Source organism: Actinokineospora sp. UV203, from assembly GCF_056323665.1.
The window spans coordinates 3487604-3504925 of the sequence record NZ_CM150484.1; the positions used below are offsets into that span (position 1 = coordinate 3487604).

A 17322-nucleotide genomic window follows, 5' to 3' on the forward strand; every position below is an offset into this window, starting at 1 on the left:
CGGGGTACAACCCTTGCCACGCTTGAACGGACTACCCGCCACGGCCTGCTCGGCGAGCACGACCTCACGGGTGTTGCAGCCCCCACCATGGGAAGCCCAACCACCCCAAGCGTCACGGTCGTAGTGCGCCCCGGTGTCCTCGGTACGCGGCTCACCCAACGCGGCAAGCAACACGGCGGTGTCGGCGGCGGTCAGCGGCTTAGGCGAACCCGCAGCGGGAACACACCCCGCTACCAACACACCAACCGCCGCAAACAACAGCGGCACACGAACCATGAACCCGCGCATCACGCGGCCTCATCTTCGACATTGATCCGCATGGGCAAGACGAACGACAGAACGCGGGCGGCGCTAGCGGCCTGGCGGGCGGCCTGGCGACGCTCACGCCGCACGTCCGCCATCTGGTCAGCGAACGGCGAGGTCGGCCGTCGCATCGGCGTAGTGATGGCTTCTACCTCGGCAAAGAGGATGTCAATCGCGGCCTCAGTGAGGCCGTCTGGGTAGTAGCTGGCTTCCATGTCGGGAAGTCCTTTCCGGTTGAATGCGCTAACCGTAGCACTAGAACTAGCGCTCACGGAACATCTGATGGCTGCATACGTTCGGGTGGGTGATGACTGGTTGCGAGACGGCAAGCGCCAATAGCGCTAGCATTTGCGCAGGTGGGGACTACGTTTGGAGGGTGCTAGTGAGTGCCGATTGGGCAGGCGTGGCGAGCGCGATTAACACCCGAATGGCCGAACTCGGTATGGCGCAGAAGACCTTGGCAGAGCGGTCGAAGGTCAGCGTGGCAACCATCCGGGCGATCCAGCGGAACTATGAAGCGAAGGACCGGCACCCCCGGACCCTTGAAGCCCTGTCGGTTGCGTTGGACTGGCCTGCCGGTCATCTCACGGCGGTACTCGAAAGGGGAGTGGCCCCATCCGAGTCGCCTGTTGAGCACCTTCGGGGCGAGGTGACCGCTCTTAAGTCCAGGGTGGCCGCCCTTGAAGCCCGGTTGGGCGACAACTGACGTGTCCATCAGCCCGCCACCTGGGACACGAACGTGACGGCCGCGTCGATGACCGTGCGCACGACCTCAGCCGCGCCGGTCGGGTTCTTGACCAGGATGATCACGACCACTGCGATGGCCAGCAGTCCGACAATCTTCGACAGAAAGCCGTTGCCGGACGGCATCATCGGGAGCGAGTTCTTAGCCATGTCGATCTCCTTGGTTGGCGGTACTTCCCTTGCTGGAACCCATTTCACGCCTGATCCAAGGACGTTCCCACCACGTTTGGCAGGACTCTTTGAGACGTTCCAAGCGCCCCAAAACGTCCCGATTCGTCCTCGGAACGTCCCTTGGGGGTTGGTGTGAATCAGCGTCTACGCGGGGCGATCCTCGCGGCCGGGCTGACGGTCGCTGATCTCTCGGCACGCGTCGGTGTCGACCCGAAGACCGTCGAACGATGGGTGGCGACGGACCGGACGCCGCACCGAACCACCCGTCATCTGGTCGCCAAAGTTCTCGGCGTTGATGAGGTTCACCTGTGGCCGACGCTCGCGAAGGATCTCCACACACCTGCGAGTACCGAGAACGAAGTCGTGCACGTCTTCCCAAGTCGGTCGGCGCTTCCCTACACGCTGTGGACAGACCTGATCAACGGCGTTATCGAGCACATGGACGTCCTGGTGTATTCCGGGCAGTTTCTTGTCGAACAACACAACATCTTGCCGATCGTCCGTCGAAAATCGGCCGAAGGTGCGACATTCCGGTTCCTTGTCGGCGAAGAAACATCGTCAGCCGTGATTCAACGCGCGGCAGAGGAAGGAACATCGGGCGGCCTGGAAGGTCGGGTACAGATGATGCGCCGCTACCTTCACGAGGTGACGCACCTACCCGGCGTTGAAATGCGTACCCATGGGACGATCCTCTACAACTCGCTCTACCGATTCGATGATCAGCTACTGGTCAATGGGCACGCGTTCGGCTCTATGGCCGGACAAAATCCGGTGCTGCAATTGCGTCGAGTTGACGGCGGTCAAATGTGGCAACATTACATGGACTCGTTCGACCGCGTGTGGAACATCGCGACAGAAGAGACGGTGACAGGTGGCTAGAGTCGACTATTTTGATGACCCATCCGCTCCTGCGATTAACAGTGTCGTGCCATCAGTCACGGTCGTAGTTCGCAACGATTCAGGGGAAGTACTCCTGATTCACAAGGTGGACAACGACCTATGGGCGTTGCCCGGCGGCGGACACGACGCGGGCGAGCGGATCACGGATACGGCTGTCAGGGAGGTTCGGGAGGAAACCGGCCTAGACGTCGAGATCACGCGACTTGTCGGTACATATACCGACCCTCGTCATGTCATGGCGTATGACGATGGCGAAGTTCGCCAACAGTTCTCGCTTTGCTTTGAGGGTCACTGGATTGGGGGAAGTCCGCGCGAAGACGGGACGGAGACAAAGGCCGTCCAATGGGTCGCGCCAGCGGAACTCGATGCTCTCACGATCCACCCGTCTATGCGGATGCGCATTGACCACGCGCTAGACCACACACGCACACAGCCTTACTTAGGCTGACTCGCCAGATTCATGCGGCGACCGGTTCGTTCAACGGAAGGTGCCAGGATGTGACGTACTCGAACCCACGTCCGATGTACGGGGTGATCTTCCGGGTACCTGTGAAGAATCTCGTCCATCCGTTCGTCGTAACTTAGACGCGTTCCATCTGGGCCGGTCGTGAGGTCTGCGGTCACCAAGGCATCCATCACTGGGCTGTCTTCGAGATCGAACGACGAAAGTTCCTTCGACAAACCGCGTTCTTCGGCCTCGAATCGAGCACCGGAATGGTGTGCAACCAGACATGCCAGCCGGTCAGCAAACCCTTCCTTGCGGAGATATCGGCCACCGTCCAACGGATGAAACCGCGTATGTCCGATCTCGGGTGAGTACCCAATGTCATGCAGCCACGCGGCGGCCACGAGCACATCGCCATCGTCTGCACTGACGGCAGGCCGCAACTCTTCCGCACGGGCTGCAACCGCCTGCACATGCGCCCAACGGCGTCCGAGCGGCGCGACGAACCCTTCCGCAAGGTTCTTGGCTGTCGTGAGAAGGGAACCTTCTGACACGCGCGCTCCTAGTCTTGTCTGCCAATCACACTGCCTCCACAGTACGGCCGACGGGTAGGACTTGGCCGTGATCGACCTCGCCGATGGCCGGTTCGCGCACTCGGAGCGGGGCGGAACCGCGTACGACGTGGGACGACTCAGGCCGCACCCCAAGGCACGCATTGGTCTATTGCATTGGCCGACCGTCCTGAAACATCGGTAACTACGGTAACCACGGTAACCATGCAGGTCAGAGCCTTGCGCATCGGTAACCGGATCGGTAACCGTTTCGCCATATCGGTAACCTGACTTCCCCCGGTTACCGATCAACCCGCTCCGGTTACCGATCCGGTTACCGATGCGCAAGGCTCTGACCTGCATGGTTACCGTGGTTACCGTAGTTACCGATGTTTCAGGTGCGTCAGGCGACCTAGATGGCGATTGGTACATCGATTGGATGCCTTGGCTCGCGCTGACCCAAGCCAGCCCGCCCCGCGTTCACGTTCTGGCTCGGGGCGCAGCTCGTGGCCCACGCCCCCACCGGGGGTTACGGAAGCCTCGCGGACACCGGGGTGCTTGACCTGCGGTTTCCGGGGAGCAGGCCGCGGGGCTTCCGTCACCACACGGCGAGACGGAACCCACCAGGGTGCCACTGCCCGACGCGTCTGCGGTAACCCCGCTAGGCCCCTTCCCCTGGGTCGGGAGCGCGTCGAAACCAGGTGACTGGCGCACCCTCCCGTGGCGAATGCGTGGCGAAGGCCTCTGGCACCCGCTGTCATTCAGCCGTGTTCCCGCAGGTCAGAGCCATTACAGCAACTGCGTGGTGTTCACCATTCCTAAACCGTGCGTCGCAGGTTCGAATCCTGCCGGGGGCACCACCTTTCGCCGGGTGAAATCAAGCCCTGACCAGCGTAAAGCCGGTCAGGGCTTGATCTTGTCCAGGGTTGCGCGTCATCACGGGTACGGCAGTTCGGCAGGCAGCAGCTCGCAGGCGGAGTCCAGGTCGCCCTTGCGGACCAAGGCGCCGATCTTGTGGGTCAGTGGGGTGACGTCGGTCAGGTCGACGAGCCAGTCGTCGATGAAGTGGTGGACAGCGGGGCCGGACAGTCCGATTTGGATCGAACGCCGCGCGAGCGGCCGGTGGTGCAAGTCGCGTTCCGGGTCCCACTGGACGCGGACCGGGCTGGACTTCAACAGCCCGCGCCACTCCTTGGTGTCCATTCGGCCTGGCGAGCTGGGGCACGAGTGGTCCAGCGCCCACTGGAAACCCTCTCGGGTCATGCGGATCGCGAGGACGCGCTCTTGGTCGGGCTTCGTAGCCCAACCGCAGCGGTACATCATCCAGAGGAACGAGGGCTTGATCCACGTCATGCGCTCACGCTTGAACGGCGGGACGAACGTGCCCGCGGCGAGTGCCGCGTCCGCGATCGCCGTGGAGTAAGCCTGGTAGACGGTGATCGTGTCCGCGTCGAACTTCGCGCGGATTTGGTGCTTTTCCACCTCGTGATCGTGACTTTCCCAGGACCGCGGGACAACTGAGTTTCGGCCAGACAGGTTCGCCAAACGGCAAACGGGAAAGTTAGTTACTCCCTATGGATGTATCCCGCGAGTAGATAACGTGCGGGCCACACATCCATGGACCGTGGCGGCGGCGGGCTTCCGGGAGTCGAGTCCCCTGCCGGACCTGGTCTCGGCTCGCCCGGTTCGTCTGCCGTGCGTGGCGGTCCCGTTGCGAGGGATATGAGATGCGCACGAATTCCAGAGTGTTCTCGATGGTCGGAGCGGTCGCGTTGGGAGCGACCTGTTTAGTGCTCGCACCCTCGGCGTCGGCGGACAAGCCGGGGCGGGAGCTGTTCACCGAGAACACAGTGGCGGCGACGGCCGCCTTGGAGTCGCGGCCCGGGACCGCCGGCGTGTGGACGAAACGCGCGGACGCGGGCGCGGTCGATTCGAAGACCGACGCGATTGAGCTGGATCTGGGGAATCAGCGGGTCACCGCCCGTCGCGACCAGGTTCGGACGACCGCGCTGGGCAGCACGGTGTGGGAAGGCTCGATTCGTGACTGGCAGCGACCGGCGGGCGGGGTGCGGTCCGACGAGAAGGAGTCGGTCGTCCTGGTGCGTCGAGGCGACGGCGTGACGGGGTCGGTCCGGGTCGATGGGCGGCTGTACCGGATCCAGCCGATCGCCGACGGGGAGCACGCGGTGACGGAAGTCGACGAGTCGCGCATGCCGCCGGACCATCCGAGGACACCGGTGGGTCCACCGACAGTGCCGATAACCGACACCGCGGCCACTGAGGCAAACACGGTGATCCGGGTGCAGGTGATCGGCACCAGTGACGCCGCGACCGGGTTCGGCGGGGACATGCAGGCGCTGGCCGAACTCGCGGTGGCGGAGACGAACCGCGGCTATGAGAACTCGGGCTTCGGGATCACGATGGAACTGTCCGGCTACGAGACGCTGCAGCACAAGGAGCTGGAGATGACGGCCGACTTGGCCCGGTTCCGGGATACCGCGGACGGCGTCCTCGACAGCATCCACGCCAGCCGGGACAAGCAGCAGGCCGACGTGAATGTGTTGCTGGTCAACGACAAATCAGGTTGTGGGCTCGCATCGAGCATCGGATCCGACGCCACGACGGCGTTCGCGGCGGTCTACCACGGCTGTGCGACGGGCTACTACACCTTCGCGCACGAGCTGGGGCACCTGCAGTCGGCCAGGCACGACCCGGAAACGGATTCGTCCACGACGCCATTCGCCCACGGACACGGGTTCCGCAACGGGAACGCCTGGCGCACGATCATGGCTTACGACTGCCCCACCAGCTGTTCGCGGCTGAACTACTGGTCGAACCCAGAGAAGTCCTATGAGGGCGTGGCCATGGGCACCGCCGACAAGAGCGACAACGCGCGGGTTCTGAACGAGACCAAGGCAACCATCGCCGCGTTCCGCTGAACCACTTCCTGGTCGGGCGCCTAACGCTCGCCCAGGAGTTGTCCACAGGCGGCTCGGGGACCGATGCTTTTCGGGGCGGATCGTGATCCACTGGTGGGGCGGCGGAATCGGGGGTGATCGGTGGCAAGTGTGCGGGACGTCGGGGAGGCGTTGACCGGATTCCTTGTGGCGGAAGGAAAACTGCCCGACGGGCGGATCGTGAGCCATGCGGTGGTGGTGTTCCGGACAGTGGAGATCGATCGGGCCGGCCGGGCGGTCGCGCGTCGGGGACGGTGCTATCCGTTGGGCGAACTGGATCCCACAATGGAGAGGGGGATGTTGGACGACGCATTGGCGGACGCGCGAAAAGAACGGGACACCCGACGGTAGGTGAGGTGGCGGCGGCCGGGGTGAGCGGGATCGGCGGCTCAGTCCTACGGCGCGACGATTCAGGGCCGTCCCCTTGCTGGGCGCCATGCGGGCATCCATGGCGGCTGGTGGGTAGGCCGCGGATGCGCGGGCGAGCCGGGCGAGGTCCCCGGCGAACTTCAGCTGAAGCGATCGAAAACGGACCACTGACCGTGCGGTGAGCGGATCAGCGGCATTCGCGCAGGTGGCAGCGCGCGGAGCGCACCCGAAAGCGTTTGCGCGCCCGGGAGCGACCGTTCGGATTCGGTGACGCACCAGACGCGGACGCAAGGCGGCGTTAGCCCGGAGGCTCGCCGGGCTCGCGGTGGAGGGTTCGTCCGGCTCGGGCGCAGCCGGACGAGGCTCGGGCGGGCTCAGCCGGACAAGACTCAGCCCGACCGAGTTCGACTGGCGAGCTCAGCCCGACGAAGCTCGGGCGGGCTCAGCCGGACAAGACTCAGCCCGACCGAGTTCGACTGGCGAGCTCAGCCGGATTGGCTCGGCCTGAGCGGGTTCCGGGCTGGACGGGCCACTAGCTCGGCCGAAGTGGGATGCGACTGGCCTGAGGTTGGGGCTGGGCAGGTTCAGTCGGATCGGGCTCGGCTGGAGCGAGCTCAGCCGGAGTCAGGTTCGGGTCGCGCCGAAGGCGGTCCAGGTGGTGGCTCGGGCTGGCCAGGCGCAGGTTCGGCGGCCGTGGACTCGACCGGGGCGGTGGTGTCTGACCTGGTCGGCTCCGGGCCGCTCAACGTCGTGTCCTCGCGGAAGGGTTCGGCGGGGGTTTCGTGGACGAACGCGCGAAGGAGGTCGATCACCGCGCGCCGTTGGGGTTCTGTCAGCTGGTCCAAGAGGGCGCGGGCCTCGGCGAAGGAGGTGGCGGGACGGCCTGCTCGGGTGGGTTCGAACGCTGACGGGTCCAAGCCCGCTAGGTCCAGGGCCCTGGCCGGGTCGGCGTCGACGGCCATGGCGGCGGAGATGACGGTGGTGGTCTTGGGGCGCACCGGGTTGCCGTCTGCCCGTTGGCCGCTTTCCAGTTGCTGCCAGGCGGTCCGGGAGAGGCCCGCGCGGGCGGCGGCGGCTTTCTGGCTGAGTCGCCGGGCGAGCCTTGCCTCGTTGAGGAACGGGCCGAGGGGCCATGAACTGTGCTCGTCCCCGCCTGCCATGGGGCGATGATCTCGCATGCCCGAGCACCAAAGGCGAACAAAACACCGAAGTTGGTTTGTTGCCGATAGTTGCCTTAAAGTAAGCCTCGAACTTAGGGCACTATGACAGACCTCTGGCCCGCCACCACACCGGTCAAGGCATTGCGACGGGCCAGAGTTCCGAACCGGAGGCGGCAGGTTGCTGATACCAGCAGCAACCTGCCGTCTCCCCTTTACGCGACTCGCGGCACCCGACCGATCCGGATGGCCTCGCGGCCAAGGATCAGGGCGATCGTCGTGCACACAGCGGGAAACAGTCCCGCCGCCACCAACATGACGGTCGCGGGAACGGTGATCAGGAACGCCGCCCGCAGCGTGGGCCCCCATCCTTCACTCACGATCTGGCGGACCCACCCCACCAAGACGCCGTCGGACTGGCCGATCGGCTCGGCGGTGGCCGCCAGGGAAAGCAATTCATCCAGGGAGACAAGCTCCTTGCCGGAATCCGACATCACCCGGTGCGACTCGGGCTCCTGTGGTTCAGCGCCACAGAATGGTTGTGTCGTCACGCAGTCCGCTCTCCTTGCTGGTCAGGCGATTGATGGACAGGACAAATCGAATGCCCTGTCCATCAATCTTCCCGACCGCGCGGTGGCGGGATGTTCGTTATCGGCATTTCGTCGGCGAGCGGTGAATTTCGATCTTCGAACGGCGACCGGTATTCGTGCCCGCCGCTCATCTCGGCGCATTCACCCGGTCGGGACGCAACCGGGCTGTATCCGGGTAAATCAGAGTCCCGCGGCGAGCCTGGTCCCCTGGTCGATCGCCCGCTTGGCGTCCAGTTCCGCGGCCACGTCGGCGCCGCCGATGAGGTGGACGGGCTGGCCCGCCGCGCGGAGGGTGTCGGCCAGGTCACGGTGGGATTCCTGGCCCGCGCAGATGACCACGTTGTCCACGGCCAGGGTGCGCGGCTTCGCGCGGTCCTTGCCGAAGGTGATGTGCAGGCCCTCGTCGTCGATGCGTTCGTAGTTGACGCCGGGGATCTGTTCGACGCGCTTGGCCTTCAAGGCGGCACGGTGGACCCAGCCGGTGGTCTTGCCGAGCCCGGCGCCGATACGGCCTTCCTTGCGCTGCAACAGAAACACCTGACGCGGCGACGGGTCCGGCTTGGGCTTGGCCAGCGCGCCCTCGTCGTCGACGCCCCACTCGGCCTGCCAAGCGGGCAGGTCGAGGGTCGGGGACTCGCTGTGCGTGAGGAACTCGCTGACGTCGACGCCGATTCCGCCCGCGCCGATGATCGCGACCTTCTCGCCGACCGGCTTGCCGTGCCGGACGACGTCCACATAGGACAAGACTTTCCGGTGGTCGATGCCGGGGATGGCGGGCATCCGCGGCGTGACGCCGGTCGCCAGCACGATCTCGTCGTAGCCGCCGCTGATCAGCTCCTCGGCGGTGACCTTCTTGTCGAGGTGCACCTTGACGCCGGTGACCTCGAGTTGCCTTGTGTAGTACCGAATCGTCTCGGTGAACTCTTCCTTGCCGGGGATGCGGCTGGCGATGTCGAACTGGCCGCCGATCGCCGGGCGCGCCTCGAACAGGTCGACGTCATGGCCCCGCTGCCCAGCCGTGACCGCGGCCGAAAGCCCGGCCGGGCCCGCCCCGACGACAGCGACGCGCTTGGCGCGGCGGGTCGGCAGGAGCACCAGTTCGGTCTCCCGGGCCGCGCGCGGGTTGACCATGCAGGAAGCCTTCTGGTTCTTGAAGACATGGTCCAGGCACGCCTGGTTGCACGCGATGCACGTGTTGATCTCGTCCGCGCGGTCCTGCTCGGCCTTGCGCACCCATTCCGGGTCGGCGAGCATCGGCCGCGCCATCGACACCAGGTCGGCGTCGCCGCGGGCCAGGATCTCCTCGGCCACCTGCGGCATGTTGATCCGGTTCGTCGCCACCACGGGAATCGACACGTGCGGCTTGAACCGGGCCGTCACCGAGGTGAAAGCCGCGCGCGGAACGGACGTGACGATGGTCGGCACCCGGGCCTCGTGCCAGCCGATGCCGGTGTTGATGATCGTGGCGCCCGCGGCCTCGACTTCCTTGCCCAGCGCGACGATCTCGTCCCAGGTCTGGCCGTCCTCGACGAACTCGGCCATCGACAGCCGGTACACGATGATGAAGTCGGCGCCGACCGCCTGCCTGGTGCGGCGGACGATCTCGACCGCGAGCCTGCGCCGATTCTCCGGCGTCCCGCCCCACTGGTCGGTGCGCTTGTTCGTGCGCGGCGCCAGGAACTGGTTGATGAAGTAGCCCTCGGAGCCCATGATCTCGACGCCGTCATAGCCCGCTTCTTTGGCCAGCACAGCACAGTTGACGAAGTCACGGATCTGCGCGCGCACTCCACTGTCCGACAGGGCGCGCGGCCGGAACGGGTTGATCGGGGCCTTGATGGCCGACGCGGACGCGCTGAACGGGTGGTAGGCGTATCGGCCTGCGTGCAGGATCTGGAGCGCGATCTTGCCGCCCTCGTCGTGCACCGCCTTGGTGATCTGCCGGTGCCTGCGCACCTCGGCGTCGGTGGTCAGCTTAGAGGCGAACGGCTTGAGCCAGCCCGTGCGGTTGGGCGCGTAGCCACCGGTGATGATGAGGCCGACACCCCCGCGAGCGCGCTCGGCGAAGTACGCGGCCAGCTTCGGGACGTCGGCGGCGCGGTCCTCCAGCCCGGTGTGCATCGAGCCCATGACGACCCGGTTGCGCAGCGTGGTGAACCCGAGGTCCACAGTGGACAGCAGGGTGGGGTACTCGCTCATCGCGTCTCGCCTCTCTCCGCGTCACGGCACAGGGCCGTCAACACCTCGTCGCACCACGCGACGAATCCCCGCTCGGCGCCGATTCCGCCGCGCAGGACCAAAAACTGATGCAGTGCGGGCCCGGTCAGCGCGTCCCGGTCGGGGAAGTCGCGCCGCTCCATGGCCTCGTAGAGGGCGAGCCGCTCCGCGTGCTGGGCACGGTGGCGCGCGACCTCGGCGGCGACCGCGTCCGGATCGCCGTGCGCCGCGCGGAGTTTGATCGCGAGTTCGTCGCGCAACTCCGTCGGCTGAGCGGGCTCGGCCAGCCACCGGGAGATCTCGGCCGCGCCCTCGGCGCTGACCGTGTAGACCTTTTTGTCCGGCTTGCCGTCCTGCGGGACGTGCTCGACGTGCACCCAGCCCGCGTCGTCCATGCGCTTGAGGACGCGGTAGATCTGCTGGTGGGTGGCACGCCAGAAGAACCCGATGGACTTGTCGAACCGCCGGGTGAGCTCATAGCCCGACCCCGGCCGCTCGCTGAGCGAGACCAGGATCGCGTGCTCCAACGCCATGTGCCGACGATACCTATGCAACGAGTTGCATTGCAACGAGACGCATATCTCTAGAAGTCGGTAGCCACCTGGATGAGTGCCTGCTGGAGTCGTTCGAGGTCCTTCGCGCCGAGCAGGTCCCGCAGCCTGGCCTCGACATCCTCGACCGCGTCGAACGCCGCCCGCAGCGCCTCATGGCCCTGGTCGGTGAAGACGATGAGCTTGGCCCGGCGGTCGGACGGATCGGGGACGCGCAGCAGGTAGCCCCAGCTTTCGAGGCCGTCGACCAGCTCCCCCATGGCCTGCGGGGTCATCCGCGCCTTCTCCGCGAGCCGGGTCAGCCGGATGCCGTCGTGCTCCATGTTGATGAAGACCGCCGCGTGCGCCGGGCGCGCGCGTTCGTCCCCGCGGGGAGCGCGGGCGTCGATGCCTTCCGCGAGCCGGAGGTAGGCCTGGTAAAGCAGGGCCGCGGTGTTCCGCTCGGGACCGCGCGGTGGCGGCGACTTCGCCGGACCGTTGCTTTCCACCGCGTCTCCTCGTACCGTTCAGGGAGCTTGATATTCAGGACACCTTAGCTTATCGAGCTGCCGACCGGTGAGATCGTCGGTCTGTTGCGGTCGCTGGCGGAATCGCGGCGGACGCCGCCTGGGACTGGGCCGCTCACGACGATCTTGGACGTGCTGACCCATACGCAGGACATTTCGCAGCCGCTTGGCCGGGAGATCGAGATCCCACCGGCGGCCGCGCGGGTGGGGGCGGAGCGGGCGTGGTCGATGGGGTGGCCGTTCCACGCGCGGAAGCGGTTCGGCGGGTTTCGGCTGGTGGGGACGGACTCCGGGTGGACGGCGGGGACGGGACCGGTGGTGGAGGGGCCGACCTCGGCGATGCTGCAGTTGCTGACCGGGCGGTCGGTGGCTTTGTAGCGGTTGAGTGGGGATGGGGTGCCGGAGTTGGGGCGGACGGTGTTCGGGCGAACTGAGAACTCGCCGTCCTGAAGTGAGAACTCGCGGTCGGGAGGTGAGGACTCGCGGTCGTCTGTCGAAGTCGCGGTCGCGAACGTGGAACTCACGGTCGGGAAGTGAGAACTCGCCGTCGTGGACGTGGGACTCGCGGGGCTGAGCGAGGGACTCGCGGATCTGAACGTTGGACTCGCAGTCGCGAACGTGCGACTCGCGGTCGGGAAGTGAGAACTCGCGGTCGGGAACGGGGGAACTCGCAGTCGCGAACGTGGAACTCGCGGGGCTGATCGGGGAACATGCGGTCGGGAAGTGAGGATTCGCGGGTTGGGAACGGTTGGGACTCGCGGGCGTGAGCGGGGGCTCGCGGGGGAGGGTGAGGGGGACGTGAGTGTTGAAGTCAGTTGCCGGGAGGGGCGACTCAGTTGCCGGGAGGGGCGACTCGGTTGCCTGGAGGGGCGACTCGCGGGGTTAGAGGTGGGTGGTCAGGTGGGTGGCTAGGGCGGTGGCCAGGTGGGGTGGGACGGCGTTGCCGATTTGGCGGGCTATCTCGATTTTGGAGCCGCACCACTCGAAGGTGTCCGGGAAGGTTTGGAGGCGGGCGGCTTCGAGGTGGGTGATGGGGCGGTGCCACTGGGGGTGGAGGTACTGGCCTTTTTCCGGCTTGTAGAACTCGGTGCGGATCGTCAGCGACGGGGCGTCCCAGCGCATGCGGCCCATGACGTCGGTGGTGCCGGTCTTCTTCTCCCGCCAACACCGTGGGAGCAGGTGGTCGGGGAGGTCGAAGCGGCCACCGCCCGGCGGGATCGCGCGGTAGCGCTCCAATGACATCGCCGTCGGGTTGCGGCCGAGGTGCAGGTCGGCGCTCTTGAAGCGGCCGGGCACCCGCTGTCCGAAGAACTCCACCGACGAACTCGGCAGCGTCGTCCGCGCCGGTGTCTCCGGGAGCCCCGACAACACAGTGCGGACGCCGGGCCACTCCCCCGTCGCACCAGGCAGCGGGATCGGGCCGATGCGCGAGCCGATGACGAACGCCCGCTTGCGCCGCTGCGGCACCCCGAAGTCCGCGGCCAGCAACACGCCCGGGGTGAGGGTGTAGTCGGCGAGCAGGCCGCCCGGCGCGGTCTCCGCCCGCAGCAAGGCGAACTCCGAGGACGCCAGGAACCGGTCGACGTTCTCGATGACGAACGCCCGGGGCCGGGCCGCCCGCACGAAGCGGAGGTATTCCTTCCACAGCTTGTTGCGCGGGTCCTCCACATCACGCGCGCCCAAGTTGGAGAAGCCCTGGCACGGTGGGCCACCGATGATCACGTCGGCCCGGGGGATGTCGGTGACCGTCGCGATGTCGGCCCAGCGGACGTGGTCCTCGCCGAAGTTGGCCGCGTACGTCGCCGCCGCGTGCAGGTTGTGCTCGACCGCCAAGACCGGGGTGAAGCCCGCCGCCACGAAGCCGGACGTCATGCCGCCACAACCCGCGAACAAATCGATCATGGTGTGCGACACGACGATCAGCGTAGCCGGCCTAGACCTGCGACCACCGCCTCTGACACGCGCAGAGCGGCGACCAGCGGGTCCTCGTGCTCCCACACCCGCACGGCAAGCCAGCCCGCCGCCGCGAGGATCTCGTCGGTGGCCCGGTCGCGGGTCTGGTTGGTCTCGATCTTGGTCCGCCAGAACTCCGCGTTGCGCTGGGGCCAAGTCGCGTGGGTCGGGCAGCCGTGCCAGAAGCAGCCGTCGACGAACACCGCGACCCGCGCGCGCGTGAACACCACGTCGGCCTCCCGGCGTATCCCCGGAAGCGGACGGCGGTGGACGCGGTAGCGCATGCCCAGCGCGTGCAGGGCCCGGCGCAGGGCCAGTTCCGTCTGGGTGTCGCGGGCCCGCTGCCTGCTCATCCGCGCGCTCGTCGCGGGTGTGGTGTCCATCAGCAGCAGGTGGCGCTGCGCCGCTCCATCAAGACCGTGTCGCGCCACGCGCCTTCGAGGCGGGCGATGCGGTCGCGCACGCCGACGACCCGGAAGCCCGCCGAGCGGTGCAGCGAGATGCTCCCCTTGTTCTCCGGGAAGATCGCCGCCTGGACCGTCCACAGCCCGTCATCGTCGGCGGCCCGCACCTGCCGGTCGATCAACGCCTTGCCGATTCCCCGGCCGCGCGCGGATTCCGACACATACACAGAATTTTCCGCGACCCCGGCGTACGCGGCGCGGCTCGACACCGGCGCCAGCGCCGCCCAGCCGACCGCCTCGCCGTCGAGTTCAGCCATCCAGCGGTGTTCCCGCAGCCATTTGCGGTCGAGGGACTCGCGAGTGGGGACCTTTGTCTCGAAAGTCGCCATCCCGGTCGCTATCCCCTCACCGAAGATGCGCCGCACGACCGGCCAATCGTCGTCCTGCATCGCGCGAACCGTGACATCGTCCGGAATACCCATCGGGCCATTCGGCGCCGCCAGCGCGCCCATGACGACCTCGGCCGCGTGCGGCAATCCGACACAGCACGCGTCGTTGACGGAGACGAAGGTCTGGGTGCCCTCGCGGCGCAGGAGCACGAAGCCGACGTCGGCCAGCTTGCGGATGTGGTGCGAGCAGGTCGGCTGGCTGATGCCCACGTCGACGGCGAGCGCGCCCACGGTGATGGGCGCCGGACTGGCGGCGACCGCGTGCAGGACTTTCACCCGCGTCGGATCGGCGAGGCATGCGAACCAGTGCGCGAAAGTCTCCGCGCTCGTGTCATCGAGTCCGGCCATGCACACATCATAGACGACCGTCAATGGTTGGGCGGATCATTAAGTTCCGTACCCCTACGGATACCGCCCCTGATTGTTCCTCACCTGGCGTCACTCGAAAGTGGCGAGAAGCGAACCGCCGTCATCCCTGCCCTGAGACGAGCGTTCGCCAGATCCGAAAGGAACAATCGTGAAACCAACAGCACGGTCCTGGGGCGTAATGGCCTTGGCCGCCGCCGCGGTGCTGGTCCCGCTGGGGAGCTCGATCGCGAACGCGGCCGAGACGAAAGCGGACAAGAAGGCCTGGGCCTCGACGTTCGAAGGCAGTACCGTCGGCAACCCCGCTCCGGGCTCGGACGCGGGCGCGATGTTCATCGGCGGAACGGACGCCACGGTGGGCGAGTACGCGCCGATCATCGCGGGCATCCGGGCCGGTGGTGTGCGGCCGGAGGGCCAGACCTGCACCGGCGAGCTCGTCGCGCCGCGCAAGATCCTCATCGCCGCGCACTGCGCGGACGCGCAAGGCGAGAAGAGCTTCGTCTACGGCCTGAACGACCTCAAGGAGTACCAGGGCGGCGCGGGCACCGGCTTCCAGTTCGCCAAGGCCGTCACCTACAAGAAGCACCCGAAGTACGTCAACTTCGACCAGGGCTTCGACGTCGCGGTGGTCACCCTGGACCGTGACATCACTCCGCTGAACGGCACGTTCGCCAAGTTCGCCACCTCGGCGGACAAGGACGTGAACCTGGTCGGCCGCAAGGGTCTCGGCTTCGGCTATGGCAAGAAGGACGTCAACGACGACACCAAGGACGTCACGCTCGACAAGGCCGAACTGCCGATCGTCCAGGGCGGCGTCAACAACGAGTGCAGCGGCAGTGGCAGCGTCGGCAACTTCAACAACGCCACCATGATCTGCGCGGGCACTGCCACCGGCCGTCCCGTGACCGTGCTGCCCGGCGACAGCGGCGGCCCGCTGCTGGTCGACGGCAAGATCTACGGCCTCGCGTCCTGGGGCAAGAGCACCTGGGACTGGTGGAACGTCTACGCCCGCCTCAACAACGAGATGGGCGACTGGGTCGCGACCGAGGTCGGCCCCGTCACGCCTGCCGAGCCTACGGTGTCGGTCACCCCGTCGACCGTGTCGGTCAAGGCGGGCTCCTACGCCTCCGCGACCGTCAACACCGTCGCGGGCAGCGCGGGCGCCGAGAGCCTCAAGCTCTCCGCGAGCGGCCTCCCGTCCGGCGTCCAGGCTGTCTTCCAGCCGATTGACGTCACCGCGGGCGGCAACGCCAAGGTCACCTTCGACGCCGCGGCGAGCGCGCCCAACGGCACCTACACCGTGACCGTCACCGGCACGAACGCGGCGGGCAAGGGCTACTCGTCGACGGTCTCGCTGACCGTCACCGACGGTGGCACCCCGACCGGCGACTTCAAGGTCTCGGTCGACCCGACCAGCGTCGCGGTCAACCCGGGTGAGGGCGTCGCGGCCGGACTGACGACCGTGGCGGGCAGCAACGGCCCCGAAGAGGTCACCCTGACCGCGAAGGGCGCGCCGTCCGGCGTCACCGTCTCGTTCTCCCCGTCGACCGTGCAGACCGGCAACGGCGCCAAGGTCATCGTCGAGACCACGTCGTCGGCCGCTCCTGGCACCTACCCGATCGACCTGAACGCGACCAACGCCGGCGGCAAGACCGCGACAGCCACCCTCTCGGTGACCGTCAAGGGCGACACCTCCGGTGACCACAAGGTCGCGCTCGACCCGTCGAGCGTCACAGTCAACCCCGGTGGCGGCGCTTCGACCGGCCTGACCACCACCGCGGGCAGCGGCGGCGCCGAGGAACTCACCCTGTCGGCGTCCGGCCAGCCCGCGGGCACGACCGTGACGTTCCAGCCCACCAAGGTTCCGGCGGGCGACGGCTCCAAGGTCGTCGTGCAGACCTCGTCCACCACACCGGCGGGCACGCACACGATCACCATCACCGCCACCAACGCCGCGGGCAAGGCCGCGACGGCGGCGCTCTCGCTGACGGTCAACGGCCAGCAGACCGGCTTCGCGCTCAGCGCGTCGCCTAGCTCGGTCATCGTCAAGCAGGGTGCGAACACCACCAGCACCATCAGCACGACCGCCGGTTCCAACGGCGCGGAGACGATCAACCTGACCGCCTCCGGCCAGCCCAGTGGCGTGACCGCGTCGTTCTCGCCGTCCTCGGTGCAGACCGGCTCGTCCTCGACGCTGACCCTCTCGGCCACGAGCAGCGCGGCGGTGGGCACCTACACGGTGACCGTCACCGGCACGAACTCCTCGGGCAAGACCGCGACGACGACGGTGTCGCTCAAGGTCGAGAGCAACACGACCCCGGGTGGCGTGACAGTGACCCTGTCCCCGTCCTCGGGTTCGCAGAACCAGGGTGGCCTCAACGAGTTCTACGCCACCGCGCTCGGCGGCACGGGCAACCTGACGTTCACCGCCTCCGGTGTCCCCGCGGGCACCCAGGTGTACTTCAACCCGGCCACGGTCGCCCAGGGTGGGCGCAGCCTGATCTGGATCTTCACCAGCTTCCAGACGCCCACGGGCACGCACCCGATCACCATCACGGCGCGGTCAGCGGACGGCAAGACCGGCTCGGCGACCTACTCCCTGACGGTCACTTCGTTCAGCTACACCGGGAACAGCGCCGGCCGGCTCTGAACTCGGTGATCTCCACCTGATCGAAAACGGCAGGTCCGGGGG

17 protein-coding genes are annotated in these 17322 nt (G+C 67.0%); 5 read left to right on the top strand and 12 right to left on the bottom strand.

The features are described 5' to 3' along the window. Positions 1–287: 287 nt before the first annotated feature. Both ACUZ2Y_RS16430 and ACUZ2Y_RS16435 read right to left on the bottom strand, forming a co-directional pair. The gene (locus ACUZ2Y_RS16430) at positions 288–518 is read right to left on the bottom strand and encodes a hypothetical protein (RefSeq protein ID WP_476319699.1); all 231 of its coding nucleotides are present in this window, start codon (positions 516–518) and stop codon (positions 288–290) included. Positions 519–1017: 499 nt separating this feature from the next. After that, positions 1018–1197, bottom strand: a complete 180-nt coding sequence (locus tag ACUZ2Y_RS16435; RefSeq protein WP_476319701.1) for a hypothetical protein — start codon at positions 1195–1197, stop codon at positions 1018–1020. Positions 1198–1350: 153 nt separating this feature from the next. Between ACUZ2Y_RS16435 and ACUZ2Y_RS16440 the strand changes: the two genes are divergently transcribed. Both ACUZ2Y_RS16440 and ACUZ2Y_RS16445 read left to right on the top strand, forming a co-directional pair. Beyond that, positions 1351–2097, top strand: coding sequence for a helix-turn-helix domain-containing protein (locus ACUZ2Y_RS16440; protein ID WP_476319703.1), 747 nt, complete (start codon positions 1351–1353; stop codon positions 2095–2097). Then, positions 2090–2566, top strand: a complete 477-nt coding sequence (locus ACUZ2Y_RS16445) for an NUDIX hydrolase (RefSeq protein ID WP_476319705.1) — start codon at positions 2090–2092, stop codon at positions 2564–2566. Before ACUZ2Y_RS16440 ends, ACUZ2Y_RS16445 begins: the two co-directional genes overlap by 8 nt. On the opposite strand, the gene ACUZ2Y_RS16450 is transcribed toward ACUZ2Y_RS16445, so the two are convergent. Both ACUZ2Y_RS16450 and ACUZ2Y_RS16455 read right to left on the bottom strand, forming a co-directional pair. Beyond that, complete coding sequence (locus ACUZ2Y_RS16450; RefSeq protein WP_476319707.1) at positions 2554–3117, bottom strand: HD domain-containing protein; 564 nt, start codon at positions 3115–3117, stop codon at positions 2554–2556. The genes ACUZ2Y_RS16445 and ACUZ2Y_RS16450 overlap by 13 nt on opposite strands. 933 nt (positions 3118–4050) lie before the next feature. Then, positions 4051–4596 carry a DUF4291 domain-containing protein gene (locus ACUZ2Y_RS16455; protein ID WP_476319709.1) on the bottom strand — a complete coding sequence of 182 codons (546 nt, stop codon included), beginning with the start codon at positions 4594–4596 and terminating at the stop codon, positions 4051–4053. A 245-nt stretch (positions 4597–4841) separates the two neighbouring features. On the opposite strand from ACUZ2Y_RS16455, the gene ACUZ2Y_RS16460 reads away from it, so the two are divergent. After that, complete coding sequence (locus ACUZ2Y_RS16460) at positions 4842–6053, top strand: M12 family metallo-peptidase (RefSeq protein WP_476319711.1); 1212 nt, start codon at positions 4842–4844, stop codon at positions 6051–6053. A gap of 1001 nt (positions 6054–7054) precedes the next feature. Here ACUZ2Y_RS16460 and ACUZ2Y_RS16465 read toward each other — a convergent pair. The 5 genes from ACUZ2Y_RS16465 to ACUZ2Y_RS16485 all read right to left on the bottom strand — a co-directional run bounded on the left by ACUZ2Y_RS16465 (position 7055) and on the right by ACUZ2Y_RS16485 (position 11440). Then, a complete protein-coding gene (locus ACUZ2Y_RS16465; RefSeq protein ID WP_476319713.1) occupies positions 7055–7600 on the bottom strand; it encodes a helix-turn-helix domain-containing protein in 546 nt (181 codons plus the stop codon). A 212-nt stretch (positions 7601–7812) separates the two neighbouring features. Then, on the bottom strand, positions 7813–8148 hold the full coding sequence (locus ACUZ2Y_RS16470; RefSeq protein ID WP_476319715.1) for a hypothetical protein: 336 nt from the start codon (positions 8146–8148) through the stop codon (positions 7813–7815). A gap of 219 nt (positions 8149–8367) precedes the next feature. Next, entirely contained in the window at positions 8368–10383 is a 2016-nt protein-coding gene (locus ACUZ2Y_RS16475) for an oxidoreductase (RefSeq protein ID WP_476319717.1), read from the bottom strand. Then, positions 10380–10934 (bottom strand): PadR family transcriptional regulator, encoded by a 555-nt coding sequence (locus tag ACUZ2Y_RS16480; protein WP_476319719.1) that lies wholly within the window; start codon positions 10932–10934, stop codon positions 10380–10382. The genes ACUZ2Y_RS16475 and ACUZ2Y_RS16480 overlap by 4 nt, the downstream gene beginning before the upstream one ends. A gap of 50 nt (positions 10935–10984) precedes the next feature. Next, positions 10985–11440 carry a MarR family winged helix-turn-helix transcriptional regulator gene (locus ACUZ2Y_RS16485; RefSeq protein ID WP_476319721.1) on the bottom strand — a complete coding sequence of 152 codons (456 nt, stop codon included), beginning with the start codon at positions 11438–11440 and terminating at the stop codon, positions 10985–10987. 150 nt (positions 11441–11590) lie between these two features. Here ACUZ2Y_RS16485 and ACUZ2Y_RS16490 point away from each other — a divergent pair, with 150 nt between their 5' ends. After that, positions 11591–11836, top strand: coding sequence for a maleylpyruvate isomerase mycothiol-dependent enzyme family protein (locus tag ACUZ2Y_RS16490; protein WP_476319723.1), 246 nt, complete (start codon positions 11591–11593; stop codon positions 11834–11836). Between the two features lie 504 nt (positions 11837–12340). Here the strand turns inward: ACUZ2Y_RS16490 and ACUZ2Y_RS16495 are convergent. Genes ACUZ2Y_RS16495 through ACUZ2Y_RS16505 form a run of 3 tightly spaced genes read right to left on the bottom strand, consistent with a single transcriptional unit; the run spans position 12341 to position 14612 of the window. Further along, positions 12341–13372 (bottom strand): DNA cytosine methyltransferase, encoded by a 1032-nt coding sequence (locus ACUZ2Y_RS16495; protein WP_476319725.1) that lies wholly within the window; start codon positions 13370–13372, stop codon positions 12341–12343. A gap of 5 nt (positions 13373–13377) precedes the next feature. Continuing rightward, complete coding sequence (locus tag ACUZ2Y_RS16500) at positions 13378–13794, bottom strand: very short patch repair endonuclease (protein WP_476319727.1); 417 nt, start codon at positions 13792–13794, stop codon at positions 13378–13380. Then, on the bottom strand, positions 13794–14612 hold the full coding sequence (locus ACUZ2Y_RS16505; protein ID WP_476319730.1) for a helix-turn-helix domain-containing GNAT family N-acetyltransferase: 819 nt from the start codon (positions 14610–14612) through the stop codon (positions 13794–13796). The genes ACUZ2Y_RS16500 and ACUZ2Y_RS16505 overlap by 1 nt, the downstream gene beginning before the upstream one ends. A 169-nt stretch (positions 14613–14781) precedes the next feature. Between ACUZ2Y_RS16505 and ACUZ2Y_RS16510 the strand changes: the two genes are divergently transcribed. Further along, positions 14782–17280, top strand: coding sequence for a trypsin-like serine protease (locus tag ACUZ2Y_RS16510; protein ID WP_476319732.1), 2499 nt, complete (start codon positions 14782–14784; stop codon positions 17278–17280). The last annotated feature ends 42 nt before the right edge of the window (positions 17281–17322 follow it).

Bases quoted from the DNA above. Each gene is read 5' to 3' on its own strand.
- ACUZ2Y_RS16430 (WP_476319699.1), bottom strand. From the start codon at position 518: ATGGAAGCCAGCTACTACCCAGACGGCCTCACTGAGGCCGCGATTGAC.
- ACUZ2Y_RS16435 (WP_476319701.1), bottom strand. From the start codon at position 1,197: ATGGCTAAGAACTCGCTCCCGATGATGCCGTCCGGCAACGGCTTTCTG.
- ACUZ2Y_RS16460 (WP_476319711.1), top strand. From the start codon at position 4,842: ATGCGCACGAATTCCAGAGTGTTCTCGATGGTCGGAGCGGTCGCGTTG.
- ACUZ2Y_RS16465 (WP_476319713.1), bottom strand. From the start codon at position 7,600: ATGGCAGGCGGGGACGAGCACAGTTCATGGCCCCTCGGCCCGTTCCTC.
- ACUZ2Y_RS16475 (WP_476319717.1), bottom strand. From the start codon at position 10,383: ATGAGCGAGTACCCCACCCTGCTGTCCACTGTGGACCTCGGGTTCACC.
- ACUZ2Y_RS16480 (WP_476319719.1), bottom strand. From the start codon at position 10,934: ATGGCGTTGGAGCACGCGATCCTGGTCTCGCTCAGCGAGCGGCCGGGG.
- ACUZ2Y_RS16500 (WP_476319727.1), bottom strand. From the start codon at position 13,794: ATGGACACCACACCCGCGACGAGCGCGCGGATGAGCAGGCAGCGGGCC.
- ACUZ2Y_RS16505 (WP_476319730.1), bottom strand. From the start codon at position 14,612: ATGGCCGGACTCGATGACACGAGCGCGGAGACTTTCGCGCACTGGTTC.